This is a genomic window from Fulvivirga lutimaris (assembly GCF_009711525.1).
GTDB lineage: Bacteria > Bacteroidota > Bacteroidia > Cytophagales > Cyclobacteriaceae > Fulvivirga > Fulvivirga lutimaris.
Map to the genome: position 1 here is coordinate 1 of NZ_SMLV01000413.1, position 21,369 is coordinate 21,369.

At 37.7% G+C, this 21,369-nt stretch carries 21 protein-coding genes; 13 read left to right on the forward strand and 8 right to left on the reverse strand.

Features of this window, described 5'->3' with window-relative positions; all coding sequences use genetic code 11:
* On the reverse strand, positions 1 to 736 hold a 736-nt coding region (locus E1140_RS15440; RefSeq protein ID WP_221412709.1), incomplete at its 3' end, for a hypothetical protein.
* Between the two features lie 44 nt (positions 737 to 780).
* Here E1140_RS15440 and ruvC point away from each other — a divergent pair.
* A complete protein-coding gene (ruvC, locus tag E1140_RS15445) occupies positions 781 to 1,350 on the forward strand; it encodes a crossover junction endodeoxyribonuclease RuvC (protein WP_185153626.1) in 570 nt (189 codons plus the stop codon).
* Here the strand turns inward: ruvC and E1140_RS15450 are convergent, their stop codons facing one another.
* From E1140_RS15450 to E1140_RS15460, 3 genes are read right to left on the reverse strand one after another with little or no spacing between them, the layout of a single operon-like run.
* Positions 1,351 to 2,541, reverse strand: a complete 1,191-nt coding sequence (locus E1140_RS15450; protein ID WP_155185798.1) for a glycosyltransferase family 4 protein — start codon at positions 2,539 to 2,541, stop codon at positions 1,351 to 1,353.
* The gene (locus tag E1140_RS15455; protein ID WP_155185801.1) at positions 2,538 to 3,449 is read right to left on the reverse strand and encodes a glycosyltransferase family 2 protein; all 912 of its coding nucleotides are present in this window, start codon (positions 3,447 to 3,449) and stop codon (positions 2,538 to 2,540) included. The genes E1140_RS15450 and E1140_RS15455 overlap by 4 nt, the downstream gene beginning before the upstream one ends.
* 2 nt (positions 3,450 to 3,451) lie before the next feature.
* Positions 3,452 to 4,099 carry a sulfotransferase family 2 domain-containing protein gene (locus E1140_RS15460; protein ID WP_155185803.1) on the reverse strand — a complete coding sequence of 216 codons (648 nt, stop codon included), beginning with the start codon at positions 4,097 to 4,099 and terminating at the stop codon, positions 3,452 to 3,454.
* Positions 4,100 to 4,172: 73 nt separating this feature from the next.
* Here E1140_RS15460 and E1140_RS15465 point away from each other — a divergent pair, with 73 nt between their 5' ends.
* From E1140_RS15465 to E1140_RS15475, 3 genes are read left to right on the forward strand one after another with little or no spacing between them, the layout of a single operon-like run.
* Positions 4,173 to 5,657: a lipopolysaccharide biosynthesis protein gene (locus tag E1140_RS15465; protein ID WP_155185806.1), complete on the forward strand. Its 1,485-nt coding sequence runs from the start codon at positions 4,173 to 4,175 to the stop codon at positions 5,655 to 5,657.
* A gap of 41 nt (positions 5,658 to 5,698) precedes the next feature.
* Positions 5,699 to 6,082, forward strand: a complete 384-nt coding sequence (locus E1140_RS15470) for a sugar 3,4-ketoisomerase (protein WP_221412710.1) — start codon at positions 5,699 to 5,701, stop codon at positions 6,080 to 6,082.
* A gap of 1 nt (position 6,083) precedes the next feature.
* Entirely contained in the window at positions 6,084 to 7,178 is a 1,095-nt protein-coding gene (locus E1140_RS15475; protein WP_155185812.1) for a DegT/DnrJ/EryC1/StrS family aminotransferase, read from the forward strand.
* A gap of 4 nt (positions 7,179 to 7,182) precedes the next feature.
* Here E1140_RS15475 and E1140_RS15480 read toward each other — a convergent pair whose 3' ends face one another.
* From E1140_RS15480 to E1140_RS15490, 3 genes are all read right to left on the reverse strand, one after another.
* Positions 7,183 to 8,457, reverse strand: coding sequence for a glycosyltransferase family 4 protein (locus tag E1140_RS15480; RefSeq protein WP_155185815.1), 1,275 nt, complete (start codon positions 8,455 to 8,457; stop codon positions 7,183 to 7,185).
* Positions 8,458 to 8,489: 32 nt separating this feature from the next.
* Positions 8,490 to 9,155 carry a TIGR04283 family arsenosugar biosynthesis glycosyltransferase gene (locus E1140_RS15485; RefSeq protein ID WP_155185818.1) on the reverse strand — a complete coding sequence of 222 codons (666 nt, stop codon included), beginning with the start codon at positions 9,153 to 9,155 and terminating at the stop codon, positions 8,490 to 8,492.
* Positions 9,156 to 9,467: 312 nt separating this feature from the next.
* Positions 9,468 to 9,974 carry a hypothetical protein gene (locus E1140_RS15490; protein ID WP_155185821.1) on the reverse strand — a complete coding sequence of 169 codons (507 nt, stop codon included), beginning with the start codon at positions 9,972 to 9,974 and terminating at the stop codon, positions 9,468 to 9,470.
* 61 nt (positions 9,975 to 10,035) lie between these two features.
* Here E1140_RS15490 and E1140_RS15495 point away from each other — a divergent pair, with 61 nt between their 5' ends.
* The 5 genes from E1140_RS15495 (at position 10,036) to paaD (ending at position 13,620) form a co-directional block, all read left to right on the forward strand.
* Complete coding sequence (locus E1140_RS15495; RefSeq protein WP_155185826.1) at positions 10,036 to 10,620, forward strand: TetR/AcrR family transcriptional regulator; 585 nt, start codon at positions 10,036 to 10,038, stop codon at positions 10,618 to 10,620.
* 35 nt (positions 10,621 to 10,655) lie between these two features.
* Complete coding sequence (paaA, locus tag E1140_RS15500; protein WP_155185829.1) at positions 10,656 to 11,642, forward strand: 1,2-phenylacetyl-CoA epoxidase subunit PaaA; 987 nt, start codon at positions 10,656 to 10,658, stop codon at positions 11,640 to 11,642.
* A gap of 81 nt (positions 11,643 to 11,723) precedes the next feature.
* Complete coding sequence (locus E1140_RS15505; RefSeq protein ID WP_155185831.1) at positions 11,724 to 12,329, forward strand: phenylacetic acid degradation b; 606 nt, start codon at positions 11,724 to 11,726, stop codon at positions 12,327 to 12,329.
* A 15-nt stretch (positions 12,330 to 12,344) separates the two neighbouring features.
* The gene (paaC, locus tag E1140_RS15510) at positions 12,345 to 13,100 is read left to right on the forward strand and encodes a 1,2-phenylacetyl-CoA epoxidase subunit PaaC (RefSeq protein WP_155185834.1); all 756 of its coding nucleotides are present in this window, start codon (positions 12,345 to 12,347) and stop codon (positions 13,098 to 13,100) included.
* A gap of 40 nt (positions 13,101 to 13,140) precedes the next feature.
* Complete coding sequence (gene paaD, locus E1140_RS15515) at positions 13,141 to 13,620, forward strand: 1,2-phenylacetyl-CoA epoxidase subunit PaaD (protein WP_155185837.1); 480 nt, start codon at positions 13,141 to 13,143, stop codon at positions 13,618 to 13,620.
* Between the two features lie 65 nt (positions 13,621 to 13,685).
* On the opposite strand, the gene E1140_RS15520 is transcribed toward paaD, so the two are convergent.
* Positions 13,686 to 16,958, reverse strand: a complete 3,273-nt coding sequence (locus E1140_RS15520) for an amidohydrolase family protein (RefSeq protein WP_155185839.1) — start codon at positions 16,956 to 16,958, stop codon at positions 13,686 to 13,688.
* 108 nt (positions 16,959 to 17,066) lie between these two features.
* Between E1140_RS15520 and E1140_RS15525 the strand changes: the two genes are divergently transcribed.
* The 4 genes from E1140_RS15525 to E1140_RS15540 all read left to right on the forward strand — a co-directional run bounded on the left by E1140_RS15525 (position 17,067) and on the right by E1140_RS15540 (position 21,087).
* Complete coding sequence (locus tag E1140_RS15525; RefSeq protein ID WP_155185843.1) at positions 17,067 to 18,158, forward strand: alkane 1-monooxygenase; 1,092 nt, start codon at positions 17,067 to 17,069, stop codon at positions 18,156 to 18,158.
* Positions 18,159 to 18,235: 77 nt separating this feature from the next.
* Positions 18,236 to 20,038: a serine hydrolase gene (locus E1140_RS15530; RefSeq protein WP_155185846.1), complete on the forward strand. Its 1,803-nt coding sequence runs from the start codon at positions 18,236 to 18,238 to the stop codon at positions 20,036 to 20,038.
* Between the two features lie 123 nt (positions 20,039 to 20,161).
* A complete protein-coding gene (locus E1140_RS15535; protein WP_155185849.1) occupies positions 20,162 to 20,557 on the forward strand; it encodes a hypothetical protein in 396 nt (131 codons plus the stop codon).
* Positions 20,558 to 20,592: 35 nt separating this feature from the next.
* Positions 20,593 to 21,087 (forward strand): hypothetical protein, encoded by a 495-nt coding sequence (locus E1140_RS15540; protein WP_155185852.1) that lies wholly within the window; start codon positions 20,593 to 20,595, stop codon positions 21,085 to 21,087.
* The last annotated feature ends 282 nt before the right edge of the window (positions 21,088 to 21,369 follow it).

A 21,369-nucleotide genomic window follows, 5' to 3' on the forward strand; every position in this document is an offset into this window, starting at 1 on the left:
AAAAATTAAATGATGGTAAAATAGATTTTGCTAGAAACACCCATGTCACACCAGCTACATTTAAACTCAAATCAAATTTTGGGAGGAATGCGAAAAGCACAACCAAAAATTGAATACTAAATACCAAATATCTACTTATTGATAGTAGTGCAATCTTAACTATTTCGCTCACCGAATAGTCTCCGATCATTTTAAAAAATCTACCAACACCTTTGAGATGTTTAACTTTATTGAATATCAACACTAGAAGAAGTAAAGAAACCACTGCTACAATAAAAGAATAGGCTACTATTTTCAATCCAAAAAGATAAAACACACCGACCATTCCAAATAGCAGTGTTACTCCTAGTTGGCTCAATCTGCCCAACATTATTCCTCCAATTAAGAAGAACCTCTGCCTATGTTTTATGGTCATTATACGTCCTAAATAATCTCCAATTCCATGAGGTGTAGCAAATCCAATGGTAAGGCCACTTAATATTCCTTTGAATGCCTGCCACTGTGATATACTTGCTATTTTTCCAGCTATAATTTTCCATTTTAGCCCTTCTATAAACCAATTCACGGGCATTAGCAAAACAACTAAAAGTAAAAGCCACCTATCTTCAATGAACCCTTTTATAAAAAGTTTTTTCATTTCCGCGAGCAGATCTTGCTGATCTCTGAGCTTAAAATAGAGCATTATCAATATGATCGCTATGACCGATACTTTTAACAACACTGTTATTTGCTTCACCGGTGATTGGCTTAGTTTTGCCTTCATTTACCTAAATTGCACAAGTGGCCAAAATAGAGAAAAATAACCAAAAGGAGCAGATAATTCTTGGGCTTGATCCGGGAACCAGTGTAATGGGCTATGGCCTTATCACTATTAAGGGACAAAAAATAAGTGTATTACAATTTGGGGTTATTCATCTCAGTAAATATTCAGGTCACGAACTTAAGCTAAAGAAGATCTTTGAAAGAGTAATTAGCCTAATTGATGATTACCATCCTGATGAGGTGGCACTGGAAGCGCCATTTTTCGGAAAGAATGTCCAGTCAATGTTGAAGCTAGGCCGTGCCCAAGGCGTAGCCATGGCTGCTGCCCTTTCAAGAGAAATTCCTATTACAGAATACGCTCCAAAAAAAGTAAAGCAGTCGGTAACCAGTAATGGTAATGCCTCTAAAGAGCAGGTGGCTAATATGTTGATGACACTTTTAAAAATTAAAGAACTGCCTAAACTCCTTGATGCAACAGATGCGCTGGCAGTTGCAGTTTGCCACCATTTTCAGAAAGGAAGTATGCAGAAAGCTGGACCAAAAAGTTGGAAGGCTTTTGTTGGCGATAATCCTGGAAGGGTAAAATAATTAAAGTGAGTCCTTTAACGTGGAATACATGTTAATTAAGTCTTTGCTGGTTATATCCCAATTCCATCGCTCTTTAACCGCTTTTTTTCCATTGGCTCCTAATTGCTTTGATAGCTCTTTATCCTCATAAAGTTTAATAACCTGATCTGCTAGCTCCTTTTCATCCTCAGCTTCAAACACCAACCCACAATTTTCACTATTAACAACATTCGCTTGTGTTGTCGAGTTGCTTACAACAACAGGTTTACCCATAGCCATGTATTGAAAAAGCTTGTTGGCAAAGGTGGTGTCATGATGAGTATTCCTTTTTAAAGGAGATAAACAAATATCTGATGCCTGAACATAAGAAGAGAAAAGGGAAACATCTTGCCAACCTTCGAATGATACATATTCAGAAACATTTAAACCTGAGGCAAGTTGCTTAAGTTGATCATCAATAGAGCTATCTCCAACTAATATTAATTTGACATTAGGAATTTTATTCTTCAACAACGCTATTGACTTAATGGCCGTATCAGTACCTCTCCTAAAGCTGGTATCACCTAAATAAACAAGATTAAAGGAATCCTTAAATTTATTCTGGATCGACTGATCGATAGTATAATTAAGATACACTTCAGGAAGAATTGTATTAGGTACTACAGTAATTTGATCTGCGTTCTTTAATCCCTTACCAGTTGCCACTTGTTTAGCCTCTTCAGTAACAAGAATCAGATGATCACATCTCTTAATGAGCTCATCTTGTACCCTATTCCACTTCTTGGTATTGATCAACCACTTGCCCAGACCTTCATTAACATGCTTATAATGCTTCATGATTTCTGGCCTGTTCTCATGTAAGTCCAACACTACAAGTAAGTCCTTATTTACATTCATTACCGCCTTTGCAATTACCATATCATGAATGTGAATGGCTTCAGGCTTCACTTCATCAATGAATTGGATAATGGATTTCTTAATTCTAATGTGGAAGAATGGAAATGTATAGGCCAATGCGGATAATTTGTAAGTCAGTTTATCAGCTTTATATCTATGGACAAAAATTCCATTGATTGTCTCTCTTGATTTTCGTCCGTCATAGTCCAAACTAAATAAGTGAACCTCATGGCCAGCTTTTATTAGACTTATAGCTTCGTTTTCTACTCTTGAATCAGGAGGAAAAGCAGTATCCAAAAACATTCCAATCTTCATAAATATGCACCTTTCATTTTGGAATTTCTTTTAGCCTTTAGAATAGCCACCAAATTAACCCACATACTAAACCAAGCAACATTAACTGCCCACATTCTTTTCCATCGACCAGTTATCAGATAATAGATTGTTTCTCTTATCCACTTATCCAATACAGTAACAAGTGCCTTAAATGGAGAGCTATTGACATTTGAAAAATGCTTAAAAAAAGATACTGTCTCTCTTTTAATAAGCTTACCCAGCCTTAAATCCTGAGATTGTTCACGGTCATGAACAACAAATGTATAAGCGCAAATCCTGATTCCTAATCCAAAATATTTAAGTCGATTAACAAAATCATTATCCTCTCCGTAATGCGGAAATAGTGGGTTGAATAAACCGACAGTTTCAACTGTATTCCTGCATAAAAGCCAGCAGGCAGCATTTACAAAATTTGTATCATAAACACCCTCCTTCCTTGAGAGTATTGCCTGATATGATTCTGATGATGCATACCTTTTGACATGATCCTGAAAGCCAAAATCCAGGTTACTCTCTACACTTTGATGCAATGGACTAACAATACCAGTCTTATACATATCAGATTCAAAAACATCAACCAGTTTTTCAATCATATTATTCTCTACATAGGCATCCTGATTTAGCAATAAGAAATAGTCCGCTCCTTCATTGAGGGCTAACCTTAACCCCACATTGTTAGCCCTACCAAATCCTAGGTTTTCTTGTTGCTCCAGCAGCCTAATAACAGAAAACTCAGCTTTTATAATTTCTACTGTATTATCAGTTGAGCAGTTATCTATCACCAATACATTTATAGGAATAGTGCTTTTTAAAACCGCATCAAGGCATTTTCTAATCCACTTAGATCCATTATATGTTACTATTATGACATATACCTTCTTCTGCATGGTCAAAATTGATAATTAAAAAGTTCGATATCCTTCTCATAAATATCTGCTACTAAATCTTTTTTCTTCTGGTCATAAAAATCATGATAATCTTTTCTTTCAACAGTGCTCTTCTTCTCATGTGGCAGCTCATTGTATTGAATACCAGCCAAATTACATGCCTTTTTAAAATCAGCCTCAAGATTTTCAAACTTGCCTACAAAATCGACAAGGCAATTGCCATCGGCATCATAGATGAATTCATATTGCGGTATAACATGATCACCTCTGGTATGCTTACTTTCAAGATTAGTTAAGTGCTTTTCAAACACTCCTTTTTTTAAGATGTAATCTTCAAATGGCCCTTCAACTTTCCTATCTCTTTGCATCCACAAATAATCAGAGTAAGCACGGTCCCATGGGTTCCTAACAAAGGCGAATTTGAAGTACTCATCCCATATGCCTGGCAGAATAAGTTGCTTTTCAAGCAGATCAGTAGACCTGGAATGCTGCAAATGCAGTTTATGAACTGGATCCCATCCCTTAAGGTATAACCTATCACTTTTATCCCATTTGTGGCTAATTTTATTAATTCCAAAAAATTTCTCAATGCTAGATCCAGCTGTTTTTGGAATATGAATAAATATTATCTTATGCTTGTGGGTGATCAAATCTTTGAAATTATTTCTTTAGAGGAGGCAAACATATCCATTTTCCAAATAAGTTTGCCCACAATTCAAATCAATGGGAGTAGTTAGCAAAACCAGTATTAAATTTTCAATCATCCTATATATAGGCATTGCATTAGGATATGTTAACACAGTCCTAATCTTTCCTAATGTACTAGGCGATGAGGTTTTTGGTTTGACAAGAATACTATTTACTGCAGCAGGACTAATTGCACAACTTTCTCAACTTGGCACTGGCAATATTCTGGTAAGGTTTCATCCTTACTTAAAAGATGATGCAAAAAATACCACACTTACGCTAGGTTTACTCTTGTCCTTTGCAGGAGGTTTGATTTCTGCCATATGCCTTTTTGTATTTAAAGAACAGATTAACGACATATACTCTGAAAAAGCCAAACTCTTTACTGACTACTACTACCTGCTGTTACCTGCTGTTATTTCTCTTATTGCCTTTAATCTATTCGATGCATACTTAAGGGTTCTTATAAAAAACTCATTTACTGCCTTTCTTAATTCTATCCTATTAAGACTCATTTGGTTGGGAATTGTGCTGTTATACGCTTTTGATTTTTATGATACTGACACATTTATTAATGTATATGTCGGTGGGCAGATTTTTGTCAGCTCTTTAGCATTTATTTATACGTTAAAGCAAGGAAAACTCAATTTAGGTCTTCAACTGAGTAAGGAAAAAATAGCCACCCTGAAGTCTATGTCAAGATTCGGAATTGTTACCATACTTAGTGGACTTTCTTTCTTTCTTATTAATCAGGTGGATGTTTTGATGGTGGGTAGCTATAATGGTTTGACAGATGTTGCCATTTACTCTATCGCACTTTACATGAGTTCGGTAATCCTGGTTCCGGCTCAATCAATTTCCAGAACAACTGCAGTACTAATGGCAGATGCTTTTAAAAATGATAATCATGAAATGATTCATACACTTTATAAGAAGACAGCTTTGAATCAAATGCTTTTTGGGTCTTTGATTTTTATGCTTATAGCGATCAACTATGACAGTTTAATGAGCTTTCTACCTTCTGCCTATGCTGATAGTTTTATGGTGTTTTTCTTACTAGGACTCGCTAAGATTATTGATACAGCATTCGGTATTAACGGTGCGGTGTTAATTAGTTCTAAGTTTTACAAAATGGATACCATTTTCTCAATAATTCTTTTGGTTTTCTCCTTTGTTTTAAAACTGGTTATGATTCCGAAATTCGGCATTATAGGTGCGGCAGGGTCTACAGCCATTGCATTGATTCTATTTAATTTGGCCAAATACAGCTTTTTAAAAGTCAAACTAAAAATATCCCCTTTTACAAAAGACTATTTTATTCTTTTCACCATTCTTATCATATCCTTTGTGGTTGTATTTTTCATTCCTCAGATAATCAATATTTGGATTGATATGTTTGTTAAAAGCTCATTATTCTGTCTGATAACCATACCAGTAGTTTATATGCTTAAATTTTCTCCTGAGTTTAACGACATAATCGATAAAGCTTTAGAAATGAGCAGACAAGTAATCAAGAGATAAATCAATCGATTCATTAATTTCGTAATACACGAATGCAAACTGTGATAAATTCAACAATCAAGTACATAGACATCCAGCATCACAAAGATGAGCGTGGCGATTTGATTGCCGTAGAAGAAAATCAACCCTTACCTTTTCATCCACAAAGAACTTTCTACTTGATAAATGTACCTCACGGACAAAAGCGCGCAGGCCACGCTGTGGACTGTGAGTTGTTTGTTTTTGCACTTAAAGGAAATGCTACTTTAGTCCATATAGATCAGGAAAAAGAGAAAAAGGAATACCCACTCCATTCAGATAAAGGGCTCCTTATTCCCTCTTACCATTTCATTGAAATTATGGATTTTACTAATGATGCAGTTGTAGTGGTTTATGCTTCTAAGAGGTTTGAGGATACTAAATACTATCAACTAGATCAGCTTTGATTTGTCTACTAATAAAACCATACCTTTTTGTAATCCGGGGCTAAGGTTTGACCATTTCAAAAATGAGCTAAATGATGCCTTCCAAAAAGTTGCATCTTCTAATAGCTACATTCTCGGAAGTGAAGTAGCACAATTCGAAACGGCCCTTTCTAAATATATAAGCACAGAATATTGCATTGGAGTTAACTCCGCCACTGACGGACTTGCGCTTAGCTTAATGGCTCTTGGTGTTAAATCAGGAGATGAAGTTGTTACGGCTGGATTGACAGCTCCAGCTACTGTTACATCCATTTTGCAAATAGGTGCAAAACCAGTAGTTGTTGATATTTTAGATACAACTCACTGCATTAATCCTGCTGAGATTAAAAAGGCCATCACAAAAAAGACAAAGGCCATTGTTCCTGTGCATCTGCATGGCTATGCATGCGAGATGGACCAAATTATGGCGATTGCCTTTGAACACAACTTATATGTAATCGAAGACTGCTCTCAAGCGCATGGAGCCAGTTTTAACAATCAGAAATTAGGTTCCATTGGCGATTGTGGGGTATTTAGCTTTTATCCAACAAAAAACCTTGGATGCATGGGGGATGGAGGAGCAATTACAACAAATAATGGGGCATTAGCATCTAAACTAAGAGCGCTCAGAAACTATGGTTTACAAGACAACAATGTAGCTGAAGCTGGCATTAATAGTCGTCTTGATGAAGTTCATGCTGCTATTTTAAATACACTTTTACCAGCACTTGATGAGCATAATGAAAGTAGGAGAAAGTATGCAAACCTATATCAGGATGCCCTCAAAAATCTACCTTTGAAGCTGCCACCTATAGATTCAAATGCTATCTATCATCAATTTCCTGTCAGGATGGAAAATAGAAATGAATTCAGAAACCAATTGAAAAAAGAAGGTGTCTTAACTGGGATTCATTATGACAAATCCATCAATCAGCATGATGCTTTGAAGCAATATTGCCAACCATTACCAGTTGCGACAAGAGCAGCTGAGGAGTTAGTTTCCTTGCCTATTCAACCTGAGATACTGGACACACATTTTGAAACTATTGTGACTAAAATAAAATTAGCCTTACAATAGCAGACTAAATCCTATTTAGAAGTTGAGCAAGGTTTTCAGTCAAAGCCTTTCTGGTGTATTTACCAATGGCATTAGAATTTCTATTTGAATCAGTGGCTTGTAGTGTAGCTTTCAAAGCTTCTTCAATGCCTTGTGCATCATGCCAATCCAACACCTTACCAATGCCCGTTTCATTAATAATTGACGCACTATCACCATCTGCTGGGCCCAATGCCAAAACATATCTGCCACTGGCCATGTATTCAAAAAGCTTACCCGGAATGTGGCCCTTAGCGTTATCGGTATTATTTAACAACAAAAGTAATACATCAGATTTTTGATACTCTTTTAACACCTGATCATGAGAAACCGGGCTTTTTATCTCCACGATGGCCTTGAGAAGCTTGTCATTTTTAAGTGCATCTAATATGCTGGCTTCAATAGTTCCAAAAAGATTAATCTTAAAACTCAACTGCGGGTTATCATGTATCACTTTCTTAATGGCCTTCCAAAAATTAACAGGATTCCTGAATTGATTGATTAACCCAAAATGACTGATGACAAATTGTTTATCTGAAGACTTACTAATACTTGTTTCAAAATCATCAGCATCAAAGCCATTGTTAATTACACTGTATTTTCTTTGATGAATTTGCTCAAACTCTTTCGACCATGACTGACTTACGGTAAGCACTTCATCGGCATTGGCTAACACTTTTCTTTCCAATCTGCGATGAATGCCCCTGACTAAAGAAGTCATCTTAAACTGATCAAGCATGTCCCATTTACTCCAAGGATCACGAAAGTCTGCCAGCCATTTTATTCCTAATTTCTTCTTCAGTCCGAGTCCAATTAAATGCATGCTGTGAGGTGGTCCGGAAGTGACTACCACATCAATTTTATTATCATCAATAATTCTTGAAAGGAATTTAATGGAAGGTTTTACCCAAAACTTTCTTGGGTCTGGAATGAAAAAATTGCCTCGAATAAATAATGCTAAACTCGTTAACCATGATTGTTTAGAATCACTACTCACCAGTCCCTGCTTCAGTTTTTTGCCCTTATTCACCTTAGCAAATAATGTGTATGGTTCCCAGATTGGCAGTTTGATCACTTCCAATTCCGAGCTAACATCTTTTAACAATGATTGATCCTGTATATCAAAATCAGGATTTTCTGGAGTAAAAATAACAGGTTCCCAACCAAACTCTGGCAGGTACTTCGCGAACTTCAGCCAGCGCTGCACACCTCCCCCTCCACTTGGTGGCCAATAATATGTTATGATGAGTACCTTCTTCATTTACGGAAAAGACAAATATGGTAAGAGTGAGATCAATACCGATAAAAGCGACTTAAAAATTGTGGTTTAACACCTAAATAATAAGCCATCACTAAAATAATATTGAGTAATTGCTGTCTTATTATTCCATTTTTCTCAAACCGTCTGGATGATGTGATTATCTTGGCCGGGTACTTACAAAAATTAGCTTCCCGTTTAATTCTCCTCACCATATCAAGGTCTTCCATAATTGGAATATTCTTAAACCCATCGAGCTTTAGGAAAAGTGATTTCTGAATAAACAACCCCTGATCTCCATAAGTGAATATGCTCCAATTTAATCTACTAAAACGGGCATAAACCCGATACAGCCAATGATTATAATCAAACGATAATTCAAACGCTCCTGGCTTGCCTTCATGCACCATATTGGATAATTCTTGAATAAGTTCTTGTGATAGCACAGAATCAGCGTGAAGAAATAAAAGGTTTTCTGAAGTGGCATTATCTGCTCCCTCATTCATTTGTAAAGCTCTTCCTTTTAATGTCTCTACTATTTTAACTTTCTGATGTGATGCTGCAATTTGAAGGGTATTGTCAACGCTACCACCATCCACAATTACAATGTCAGCTATAAGATCAATTTCCGATAATTGCTCAAGCAGTACATCAAGACTCCTCTCTTCATTCAGCACGGGTATAATAACAGAAATTGACATCTTACGAAGTTAGACTTCTTACCAGAAAATAAATATCAACGGTCATACAACCAATCATTCATAAAAAGTGTCTAATAGGTGAATGTTCAAAGTCGTACAGCACGATGTACATATTTGATCATCTCGAAAGTAAAAATAACCCTAAAAAGGCCTTAATTGATCATTTTCAACTTTGGCATTGCTATTGACTAATGGTAGAACGATGAAGTTTTTTAATAAGTCCACCCTCACAATTATCGCAGGCATTATTGTCGCTATTATCATTATTGTTAGTAATAGTCTCATGGCCGTGCCATTATTTATTCATTAACATCAGGTCAATTCCTGATCTTTATGATTTATAATTATGTCCTTTTCTTCCTTGTTCAATTTTAAAATCTTGACATATCGTGCCGGAGTTGGCCTGTTCAACGACATGACAAACAGAACAATAACAAACGCCACGATAATTACACCACCAGTCGTTACCCAAAGCGCTGCAGCAAGGAATAAGCATGCTACACTAACAAAAATATAAAGAGGCACAGCTGCGCGGTAGTATAACTGCAGTTTTGCCTTCAATGTGTCTAACTCTTCCACCTGATAAATCTTCCTTTTCAGAAGGTTGAAGCCCTGAGCTACCAACAAACCACTTACTAATGCCACTGCATAGTTTATCACATTGGCGGTCATTCCCGGCTCTATCATACCCTGATACCCTCGGTTTTTAATCTCGAGAAACAAAAGAGCAAAAGGCAAAAGCGGCACTGCCAGGGTTCCATGAAAAACCAAACCCAATTTACTTTGATATTCTTCGAAGTTTTTAAAATCTACTTTCATATACAGCGTTCAAAACTAACAAAATACTTCTTTAGGAAACATTATTGGTTATTTTTGTACGATGGTAGAAGTAGAAAATCTTAGTAGAAAAGAGCAAGTCATTCGTAAGGCTGCTGCCCTTTTTCAAAAAAATGGATATTCTGCTACATCCATGAGAGACCTGGCTCAGGCGTTAGGAATTGAAGCAGCAAGCTTATACTCTCACATTAAATCAAAAGAAGAAATACTTCAAAGTTTATGCTTTGAAATGGCCGCTCAGTTTAGAGCTTCACTAGATAAAGTAGAAAGCTCTGACATCTCCTTTAGCGAAAAACTTCGACAAGGTATATTGGGTCATATTGAGGTTATGGCGAAAGATTTAACGGCTTCTGCAGTATTTATGAATGAACATAGATATCTGAGCCAGCCATTTTTGCGAGACTTTTTATTATTAAGAATAAACTACATCAACAGGTTTAAGAAAATTATTGAAGGCGGAATAAAGTCAGGTGAGTTCAGCAATATTGATACTAAACTGGCCGTAATGACGCTCTTCTCCTCATTAAACTGGATGCCGAACTGGTTTGATCCTAAAGGTTTAATGAACCCTAAAGATGTTGGTAATCAATTGGCAGATATGCTAATTGGCGGAATTAAAACCAAATAATAACATTTACTGTTATCACTATAAACAGATAAACTATGTACGGAGGAGGTAACACTTTTGAATCGATAAAAGCCACTGGACTAGAAAATGAAGATCCGATAAAATTGGCTGAGTTTGAGGCAAGAATTGAGCGTGGTGAGAAAATTGAGCCACATGACTGGATGCCTCAGCTGTATCGAAAGCAATTGATTAGAATGATTGAGCAACATGCTCACTCAGAAATAATAGGAGCACTACCTGAGGGCACCTGGATTACCAGAGCACCGGGCTTCAAAAGAAAATTGGCTTTAATGGCTAAGGTTCAGGATGAAGTAGGCCATGCTCAGTTGCTATATGGTGCCGCAGAAACTCTAGGCAAACCAAGAGAGCAAATGCTTGATGATTTGGTGAGTGGAAAATCTAAATACTCCAACATATTCAACTACCCTGCTTTCACATGGGCTGACTCATGCTTTATTTCATGGCTGGTAGATGCCGGTGCCATTGTAAACCAATTAGCTAATGCTAGAGGAAGCTATGGCCCTTACTGCAGAGCTTTGGAGAGAATTTGTGCAGAAGAGTCGTTCCACCTTAAGTATGGACACCACTGCGTTATACATTTAGCGACAGGTACTGAAAAGCAAAGAGAAATGATGCAGGCAGCCATTAACAGATGGTGGGCGCCAATGATGCACTTTTTTGGTCCCGCTGACAAGGCATCTGTTCACAGTGAAATATTGATGCGCTGGAAAGTAAAAATGTCGTCTAACGATGAGCAAAGAAATCAATTCCTTGATATGTACGTTCCTAAAATTTGGGAACTAGGCTTCACGATTCCTGATCCTAAATTGGGTAAAAATGAAGCGACTGGTAAGTGGGAATATACTGAGCCAGATTGGGAAGAATTTAAAAGAGTGATCAATGGTGATGGTCCTTGTAATGCCGAGAGACTTGCTGTGAGAAGAACCGCTGAAGAGCGAGGCAGATGGGTAAGACAGGCGCTTTTGGCCCCTAAGACTCAATACGTTGCACCTTTGGCATAACGTAGATAGAACTAAGTTCAAACGATTGCAGAACATCAACAAAAATGGCATCTTTGGGATGTCATTTTTTATTAGTACTCTATGAATAAATCACTCGACCCCAGGGTTAACAGATTAAACATTCCTACAGGTGAATTAACACCGAAAGTTCCGCTCGATCAGTTCGGCACTTTTGAGGTTTTTGTGCAGATCAAAGAAGGCAAAGGGTATCGCCATGAAGGTATAGTTCATGCGCCAAACAGAGATATGGCTTTCCTTTTTGCCAAAGAGCAGTTTAGTCGCAGGTTCATGTGCGCGGGCATATTTGTGGTAGAAACAAGAAATGTCTTCGTAACTGCCTACACCGAGGATAAAGACAATATCTACAGCCATATTTCAGACACATATCCCGAAGATGGTGAAGAAGAGCAGTACGAGATATTCCATTTAGAGAAAAGAGGAAAACAGCACGAACACATTGGTTCTGTACCTGCTAAAAACCATCAACAGGCATTGGCATTGGCCAAGCCCAATTTTATTGATGGCGATCCTATTTACAATGTTTGGGTAGTAAAAACAAGTGACATCTTGTTTACTGAGGAGGAAGACAAGATCATGTGGAACACTTTGCCTGAGAAAAAATTCAGAGATGCTTCCGATTACAGGGCAGCAGATAAAATAAAGGAATTTAAAGAAAGACAAGCTTAAAACTGAAGGCATCCGATGAATGAAATAACTATAAAAGAATTGTTATATAAAATTGCTGATGATCAGCTTATACTTGGTCATAGAAATTCTGAGTGGACTGGTTTTGGCCCATTGTTGGAAGAGGATATTGCCTTTTCTTCAATGGCTCAGGATAAGGTTGGTCAAAGTCAAGCCATGTATCAATTGCTACATGAGCTAGGTGAAGCTGAGCCTGACACTGTTGCCTTTATGCGCAATGAAGATCAGTTTCATAACTGTCAGCTGACTGAGTTACCCAATGGTGAATATGATTTCAGCTTGATCAGACATTTCCTATTCGATTTTGCTTACGCGATCAGATTTGAGATGCTTGCTAACTCATCTTATGAACCCTTAGCCAAGCTATCAAAAAAGATACAAGGCGAACTAAGGTATCACACCATGCACGCCAATACCTGGATAAAACAGCTTGGGTCCGCTACAGAAGAAAGCATCAGTAGACTGCAAAATTCTTTAAATGAGGCTATGCCTTACTCATTAGGAATTTTTGAACCATCACCTTACGAAGCAGAATTGAAGTCTGAAGGTATTTTTGAAGGCGAAGAAGTACTAAAAGAAAAATGGTTAGCCAAAATCACTGACGTGATTAACCAAACTCAGCTTCAAATGCCAGACATCAGTACTTTGACACCAAAATATGGCGGCAGAAAAGGAAAACATACTGAGCACTTGCAACCTCTGTTAGACGAAATGGCGGAAGTGTTTAGAATAGACCCAACAGCTGACTGGTAATTAATATGAACCTCCACAGGCCCTAATGTGTTAATGCGATATGTATAGCGAAGCTCAAATATTAGAATGGCTGGAGGAAGTAAAAGATCCTGAAATACCTGTACTCTCACTGGTTGACCTGGGTGTAATCACTAATATCGATATCAACGAGCACCGTGTGGCAGTCACAATGACCCCTACTTTTGTTGGGTGTCCTGCCATCGATTATATGAAGCAGGATGTTATAGAAGTGCTTAATAGTTATGGCATCGATAATGTAGATGTCCAGGTCAATTTTGATGAGCCATGGAATTCTAATAAGATAACAGAGAAAGGCCGTAAAGCTTTAAAAGAGTTTGGTTTGGCTCCTCCACCTAAACATAATCTGATTGTAGATATCGATATTTTAGACAATATCGAATGCCCGAATTGCGGCAGCAATAATAGCGTAATGAAAACACCTTTTGGCCCTACAGCTTGCCGCTCTATCCATTTTTGTAATAATTGCAAAGAGACTTTCGAACAGTTTAAGCCGCTGTAAGATGAAAGCTTGAAGCCTTAAGCTACATGCCTTCTTGCAGCTTAAGGCTTGTAGCTCACAACTTCTTAATGGCTTTCCTCACAACTACACCCAACTTTCATAAAGCTCTCGCCTATCTCATGCCAGTTGAATGACTGATTGTAATTATTGTTCTCCCAATAGAATTTACTTCTAGCCTCTTCCTTATTGCCAATCTCATTCATGGTATTAGTATCATACAAACGGCCATTGACCATGGTATAAACAACAGATTGCGTATTAGTAATTTCTTCCAATGGATTTTTATCCAACACAATTAAATCAGCCAGCTTACCAGCTTTTAATGAACCTATCTGATCATCAAGTCCGAGGTAATGCGCCCCATTCATAGTAGCTGATCTCAAAGCTTCCATATTAGTCATACCACCTTGCTTTAGCATCCAAAGCTCCCAGTGAGCACCAAGTCCTTGCAGCTGACCATGAGCACCAAGGTTTACTTTCACACCTTTGTCTGTCAACGCTTTACATGTCTTGGACGTAAGAATATGCCCATTTTCATATTCCTCATCAGGCACCATAGTTCTGTGTCTAGATCTTGAATCTATAATCGCTCTAGGGTAATATTTCAACAACTTCTCATTTTCCCAAACATTGGTTTTTTGGTAGAAGTAATACTCTCCACTCATTCCTGCATAATTAACAATAAGGGTTGGCGTATAGCCTGTTTTACTTGCTCCCCAGAAGTTTAGGATATCACTATAAACTGGTGCAACGGGTATGTTGTGTTCAACGCCTGTGTGTCCATCCATTACCATGGTCATGTTATGGTAGAAAGTTGAGCCACCTTCTGGCACTACTAACATTTCTAATTCTCTGGCGGCCTGTATCACCTGCTGTCTTTGTTCCCTTCTTGGCTGATTGTAACTCTTCACAGAAAATGCTCCAAAGGCCTTGGTTCTTCTCAATGCTGATCTTGCATCTTCCAGACTATTCACCTTAGCTTTAAAGTCTCCATCCGCACCATAAAGTATAATACCTGTGGAGAATAATCTAGGGCCATGCATTCTCCCTGATTTGATCAATTCAGACATCCCAAATACAGTCTCTGTGTTGGCAGATGGATCGTGCGAGGTAGTAACACCAAAAGCAAGATTAGCATATAATGGCCAATGCTTTTTAGGCATAATACCATAACCAAAAGCGCTCACATGAGCATGAACATCAATAATACCTGGCATGATGGTTTTACCAGCCACATCATAAACTTTGGCGCCAGAAGGAACGGTAACATCCGTTGACTTGCCAATGGCCTCAATCTTATTATTCTTCACTACAATGGTTCCGTCTTCAATCACTTCATCACCTTCCATGGTAATAATTCTCGCGCCTTTGAAAACCACTGTACCTTCAGCTCTATAAGTTTTAGCAGTTAACCCTACTCTCAGACCTACGGTATCAATTGGTGGAATGCTATCGGGAGAGCCCTCTAAAAATGTAAAACGCTCTTTAATATCATTGGTAAAATACTCCTCGCCCAGCGTCCAGTGAATTTTCTTGCTGTCTGCCGACCAATGCAGATTGATACCTGCATCTCTTGTAATCTGAGTAACTGGCACAAATTTGCTGTTAGGATCAATATTTACTGACTGACCTGTTTTTGGTAAAGGCGCTATATAGGCCTTGTGCAAGTTGATGAAGGCCACCCAATTATTGTCAGGGCTTGGCACAATACGATTGGCATATTTAGACTCCACATGAGTTCTTTCATCATTACCTTCTAGATTGACACTTTTCAATTCTTTAGTCAGATTACCAAAGAAGTATCCACCCGTTTGATAGAATATTCTATCACTTGTTTTATTAAACATTGGATACTCACCATCTTCTACTACTCTAGTGGCAGCACCTCCATTGATAGACATTTTATAGATGCCTGGCTTTTTATCAAAAGTACCACCCAGTTGGCTACTTCCAGATTCTTTAACATATACCACCATATTTCCATTTGGTGATACTGACGGGGTTCTATAAATCCCTTTTTCAGTAGTTAGTTTAACCGGTGCAGCTTTTCTACCAGATAATGAAAGTTTATATACTGCGCCCATATTTTCGTCATCCCAAGTCACATAAACGATAGAATTTCCATCTGGTGTAAATGACGGCTCCGACTCCATATCTGCGGAATTGGTAAGCCTAACAGGCGAACCATTCGGTAATGACTTTTTATAAAGCGAGCCTAATGCATTAAAAACCAACGTTTTACCATCTGGGGATGTTATTGCATTACTGATCACTTTTACATCAAACTGATCAGGGTTGATGTCTCTTTTAAACCTTAGTGCCTCGGCTATCTTAATGTTGTTTTCTACCTGAAAAGGAATATTAGTAGCCGTTTGGTTATTCACATTCACCTTCTGAATTTTACCCCCTGCCCAGATGTAGATAAACTGATCATCAGGACTCCATGCAAAATTTGGATAGGTGCCAAATATCGCCCAAGCCTCATGCTGATCTTTATTTAGCTGATCGTAGAGTGGCCATTCCTCTCCTGTTTTTAGGTTTTGCACATAAAGCACAGTCTTAGTTCTCACTCTTTTTATGAAAGCAAGGTATTGATTGTTGTGAGATACAGTGGGCCTTGATGCACTACCAGGACCACCTGAGACAGTTACTGTCTCTCCTGTTTTAAAATCATACTGCCTTACTCTGTATATCTGGCTGTTAGGATCCTTGTTATATTGAAAATAGCCACCAGGATAAACATCTTCACAGTAGTATAAATATTTGCCATCGCTAGAGATGAAAGGCTCATTAATATCCTGTTGGTCGTTTCTTTTCTTTACTATTTGCAAACCGCTTCCACCGGTTTTATGGTACATCCACATCTCTCCTGCACCTAAGCTTCTGCCTGACGTAAAATGCTTTCTGGCTATTAGATATTGACCGTCAGCAGTCCAAACTGCATTGTTCAACAATCTAAAATCTTCCTTAGTGATTTGCTTAGAATCACTGCCATCTACATTCATCACCCAGATGTTATCTCCTCCACCAGCATCACTGGTAAACGATATTTGCTTGCCGTCAGGGCTAAATCTTGGCTGCACTTCAAAAGGTAATCCTGAGCGCAGGGCAGTAGCTTTACCTCCTGTTGATGGCATGATATAGATGTCACCTAATAAATCGAATACTATTTTCGATCCGTCAGGACTCACATCCAGGTTCATCCAGGTGCCTTCATCCGTAGACAGTGGCATTTCTTTAAAGCCCCAGTCACCTTTGGGGTTAGCAACATCCCATTTATCCTGGGCACAAACAGTTATTGTCAGAATGCTTAAAATTAGTACAGAGAGTTTTTTCATAATGGTTAGGTTTAGAGATGTCGAACTTACGTAAAATCATCATTAAATACGAAAATAAGGCCATGCAAACGGTGGAATAAGATTGCTAAATATGCTATTTTTATATCCATGAGTGTATTTAAGAAATTAGGATTTTTTAGTGCGTTTATTTTCCCTGCACTGGTTATCACTGGATATTATTTAGGTGGCTGGTGGAACTTCATGGCGGTAGCTCATGCATTCGTTATACTTCCAATCATTGATCAATTGTTTGGCATTGACACCACCAATGTGCCTAAAGAAAAAGCGCCTCTAATTTCTAATGAACTCTATTATCGCTTCATCACCTATATATGGGCCATATTCCAATTCGGCTTTGTGATTTGGGGCTGCTATGCTATTGCCTCCGGCACCTTTACTAGCTGGACAGAATTGATTGGTTTTACTTTGGGTTTTGCTGTAGTAACAGGTGGTATAGGCATAACGGTGGCCCATGAGCTAGGTCATAAAAAAGATGAATTAGAGCGGTTTTACAGTAAGTTATTGTTAATGACTGTTTGTTATATGCACTTCTATATTGAGCATAATCGTGGTCACCATGTACAAGTGGCCACCCAGGCTGATCCTGCTACCTCCAGAAAAAATGAAAACTTTTATGCGTTTTGGGTGCGATCAGTATTTATGGGCTACAAGCACTCATGGCATTTAGAAAATGAAAGATTAAGAAGAAAAGGTAAATCAGCATTTAGTTTAGGCAATGACATGATTTGGTTTACCCTGCTTCCAATACTATTTGGAGCAGCACTTACAGCTGCTTTTAGCATAATGGCCGGTACCATACTGTGGTCAGTAGCCATCTTCTTTTTTACGCAAAGCGTTTTGGCTTTTACACTATTAGAACTTGTAAATTATGTAGAGCATTATGGCATACAACGTAAAGAGATAAGCCCTGGCAGATTTGAACGTGTCACACCTATACATTCGTGGAATTCAAGCCATGTCGTAAGTAACTTTTTTCTTTTCCAATTACAGCGTCATTCAGACCATCATGCCAATGCTATCAAACGCTATCAGGTGTTGGATCATTATGATGAAAGCCCGCAATTGCCCGCAGGTTATTCAACCATGATACTGATTGCACTTGTACCTCCGCTCTGGTTCAGCATGATGAACACTAGATTAGAAAAGTGGCATGGGGAGCATGAGGTGGTTTTGGGGTGATTTATCTATAGTATCATTAATCCGCAGTTGGTATTGTTTGAGAAATGTAATTACTTACATTCCTAAACCCTACCAACATGAAAAAAATACTCCTTGCTCTTTTCGTATTTATCTCAATATCGACCTATGCTCAACAAGACAAACGGCTAAAAGGAATTGAAAAAGACCTAAATGCCATATTAGAAGTTACTAAGGCCCCGGGCTTTGCTGTGGCAGTAGTTCAAGGTAAAAAGATCGTATATGCAAAAGGTTTTGGATATAGCGATTATGAAAATAAGGTGCCAGTCGACCGCAATACCTTGTTTGCAATAGGCTCAAGTACAAAAGCTTTTACCTGCGCTATTCTTGGTCAATTGCGACAAGAAGATAAGCTATCTTTTGATGACAGCCCTATTAAATACATCCCTGAATTGAAGTTTTACAATGATGAGATGAATGATAATATCATCATAAAAGATTTGATGAGCCACCGTACTGGCTTGCCACGCCATGACTTCTCGTGGTATCTTTTCCCAACTGATGATAAAGACAGTCTAATTCATCGAATTCAATATCAGGAACCCTTTACAGGGGTAAGGGAGAAATGGTACTACAATAATTTTATGTTTCTGGCTCAAGGTGTAATTGCCGAGCGTATAACCGGAAAAAGCTGGGAAGACAATATTAGAGAGCGTTTCTTTAAACCCTTGGGAATGACGCGATCAAATGTATCCATTGATGAGATGGAAAAAACCACAAATGCAGCTATTGGTTATGATTTGAAAGGAGAAGATGAAGTAATAACAAAAACAGATTATTATCACATCGCGGCAATGAGTCCCGCAGGCAGTATCAACAGTAGTGTTAATGAGATGTCTAATTGGTTAATCACTTGGATCAACAATGGGAAATTCAAAGGCGAAGAGATTTTACCCGCAAGTTATGTTAATGAAGCCATGAGCTCCCATATGGTGATTGGGCCAAATCTTCCTGGAGATGAATTTCCTGACTTGCACTTAGCTAACTATGGATATGGTTGGATGATGTCATCGTACAAAGGTCACTATCGTGTTGAGCATGGTGGAAATATTGATGGATTCTCTGCTAATGTTGCGTTTTATCCTAGTGATAGTATTGGCATTGTAGTCCTTACAAATCAAAACGGTTCATCAGTTCCAGGTTTTGTAAGAAATATGATGGCAGACCGCATGTTGAGTGTTACGAAAACTGATTGGGCTAAAGAGTTTACTGATAGAAAAGAAAAAGCTAAAAAACAGCAAGATGAAGCAAAGTCTGAATCAAATTCTAACAAAGTAGCTAATACAAAACCATCCCATATTTTACAGGACTATACCGGAAAGTATTCCAATCCTGGATATGGAGAGTTTAACATTATCAACAGGAATGATTCATTGTTTGCAAATTTCAAATTAACGCAATGGTATTTAAAACATGTCCACTATGATGTTTTTGAGCCATTTGAAGTTACAGAAGCTGGTATTGATACTACAGATACAGGCCCCTTACGCTTAAATTTTAGCACCAATGATGCAGGTGATATTTCTCTTGTAAAAATGAAAGTTGAAGGGGCACTAGATCACCCCATTGAGTTTAGCCACACACCAAATTTGATAGATGTTGACAAATCTACATTAGAAAGTTATGTTGGTGATTACGAATTATCAGGACTTGCACTGAAGGTTTATATTAAAAATGAAAACACACTTTATCTTTTTGTGACTGGCCAACCTGAATATGAACTGCTGCCTACGGCTAAACATAAGTTTTCATTTAAAACACTTGAGGGCTTTAAAGTAGAGTTTTTAGAATCTGACGATAAGTCTATTGATGAAGTATTGGTAATACAACCCAATGGCACATTTAAGGCAAAGAGGAAGTAACAACTTAAATTTTCCCTAATGGTATTATCACCAACGTGGTTAGTTTCCATAATCTGTTGGTCAAAAGACCAACAAAGGCATAAAAGAGGTTGATATTACATCAGGAAATAAAAATAGAATTAAATGAAAGTAGTACCATATTTAAGATTTTGTGTTGCCTTATTTATCCTTTATAAATTGAGTGATATCATTGGCTCGCATTTGGAGGAAGGCAATACACAGATCTATGTTGTAAACATAATTATGGACTGTCTATCACTGTTGTACATCTACTATCTTTTTAAAGAGGCGATTTTAGAAATAAGGGAAAATTTTAACTCAAAATTTAAAGTCCTTAGAATATTTGGTTTAATTTTTCATTTCTTGATTTTCATTGGTGGTACAATAGTGCTTTTGTTTAGTGATTGGAGCAATGTAAAACCCTTTAATGGATTTCTTTCTATATCCTTTATTTTAGAATTGTTTGTTCTAATACTAGTAGACTACAAGAAAATAAGAACAAGGGCAATCAATATTTAAAAACTTCCAAGGAACTAATTAGATTACCTCATTAAATGAAATATCACTTCCTTCTAGTTATCCCAACATTCTATACTTTGGTATTATTTTCGTGTAAAACAAATCCAAATGAAGAAGTAAAAAATCAAGCAATACAATCAGCTAAAATTAACACCTTAACGAAACCTTCACGATTCGACACTTTGGTAGACTTTACGGTCATATCATTAATCAATACTTCCGATTACCCTTCTTCAGCAAATGACACCTTGATGTGCGTTGATTGGTCATTGAATAAAGAACAAGTAAAATCAATTATTCAGTCAGCTCAACTCATCGATGGTCACCAATGGCACTACCTTTTTTCTCATTTACCTTGTCAAGCCAAAGGTCAAATTACTCAAAATCAGCAAACTTTTGAAATCGCAATAAACGGTGGATCTTGGATGATAATAAGCAACTCAGATAGCACTATTATGCTTGGTTTATTTGATAAAAAGTATGACAGCTTATTTTTAGATGGGGCTTGGGAGGAGGAAGATGAATACTAACATTTAACTAAAATGAACTAGAAAAACAGTGTATTTATTGCTACCAGCCTTGATGGCTATATAGCCGGAAAAAACGATAGCCTGGCATTCCTTGATGCCATTCCTGAGATCAATCAGATTGATTCGGGTTATGAGTCCTTTACTGCCAATATTGATGCATTGGTTATGGGCAGAGTTACTTTTGAAATTGTAAAAGGTTTTGGCACCGAATGGCCTTATAAAAAACCTGTCTTTGTATTGAGCAATACTATGAAGGAGGTTCCTGTAGAATACAAAGTCAAA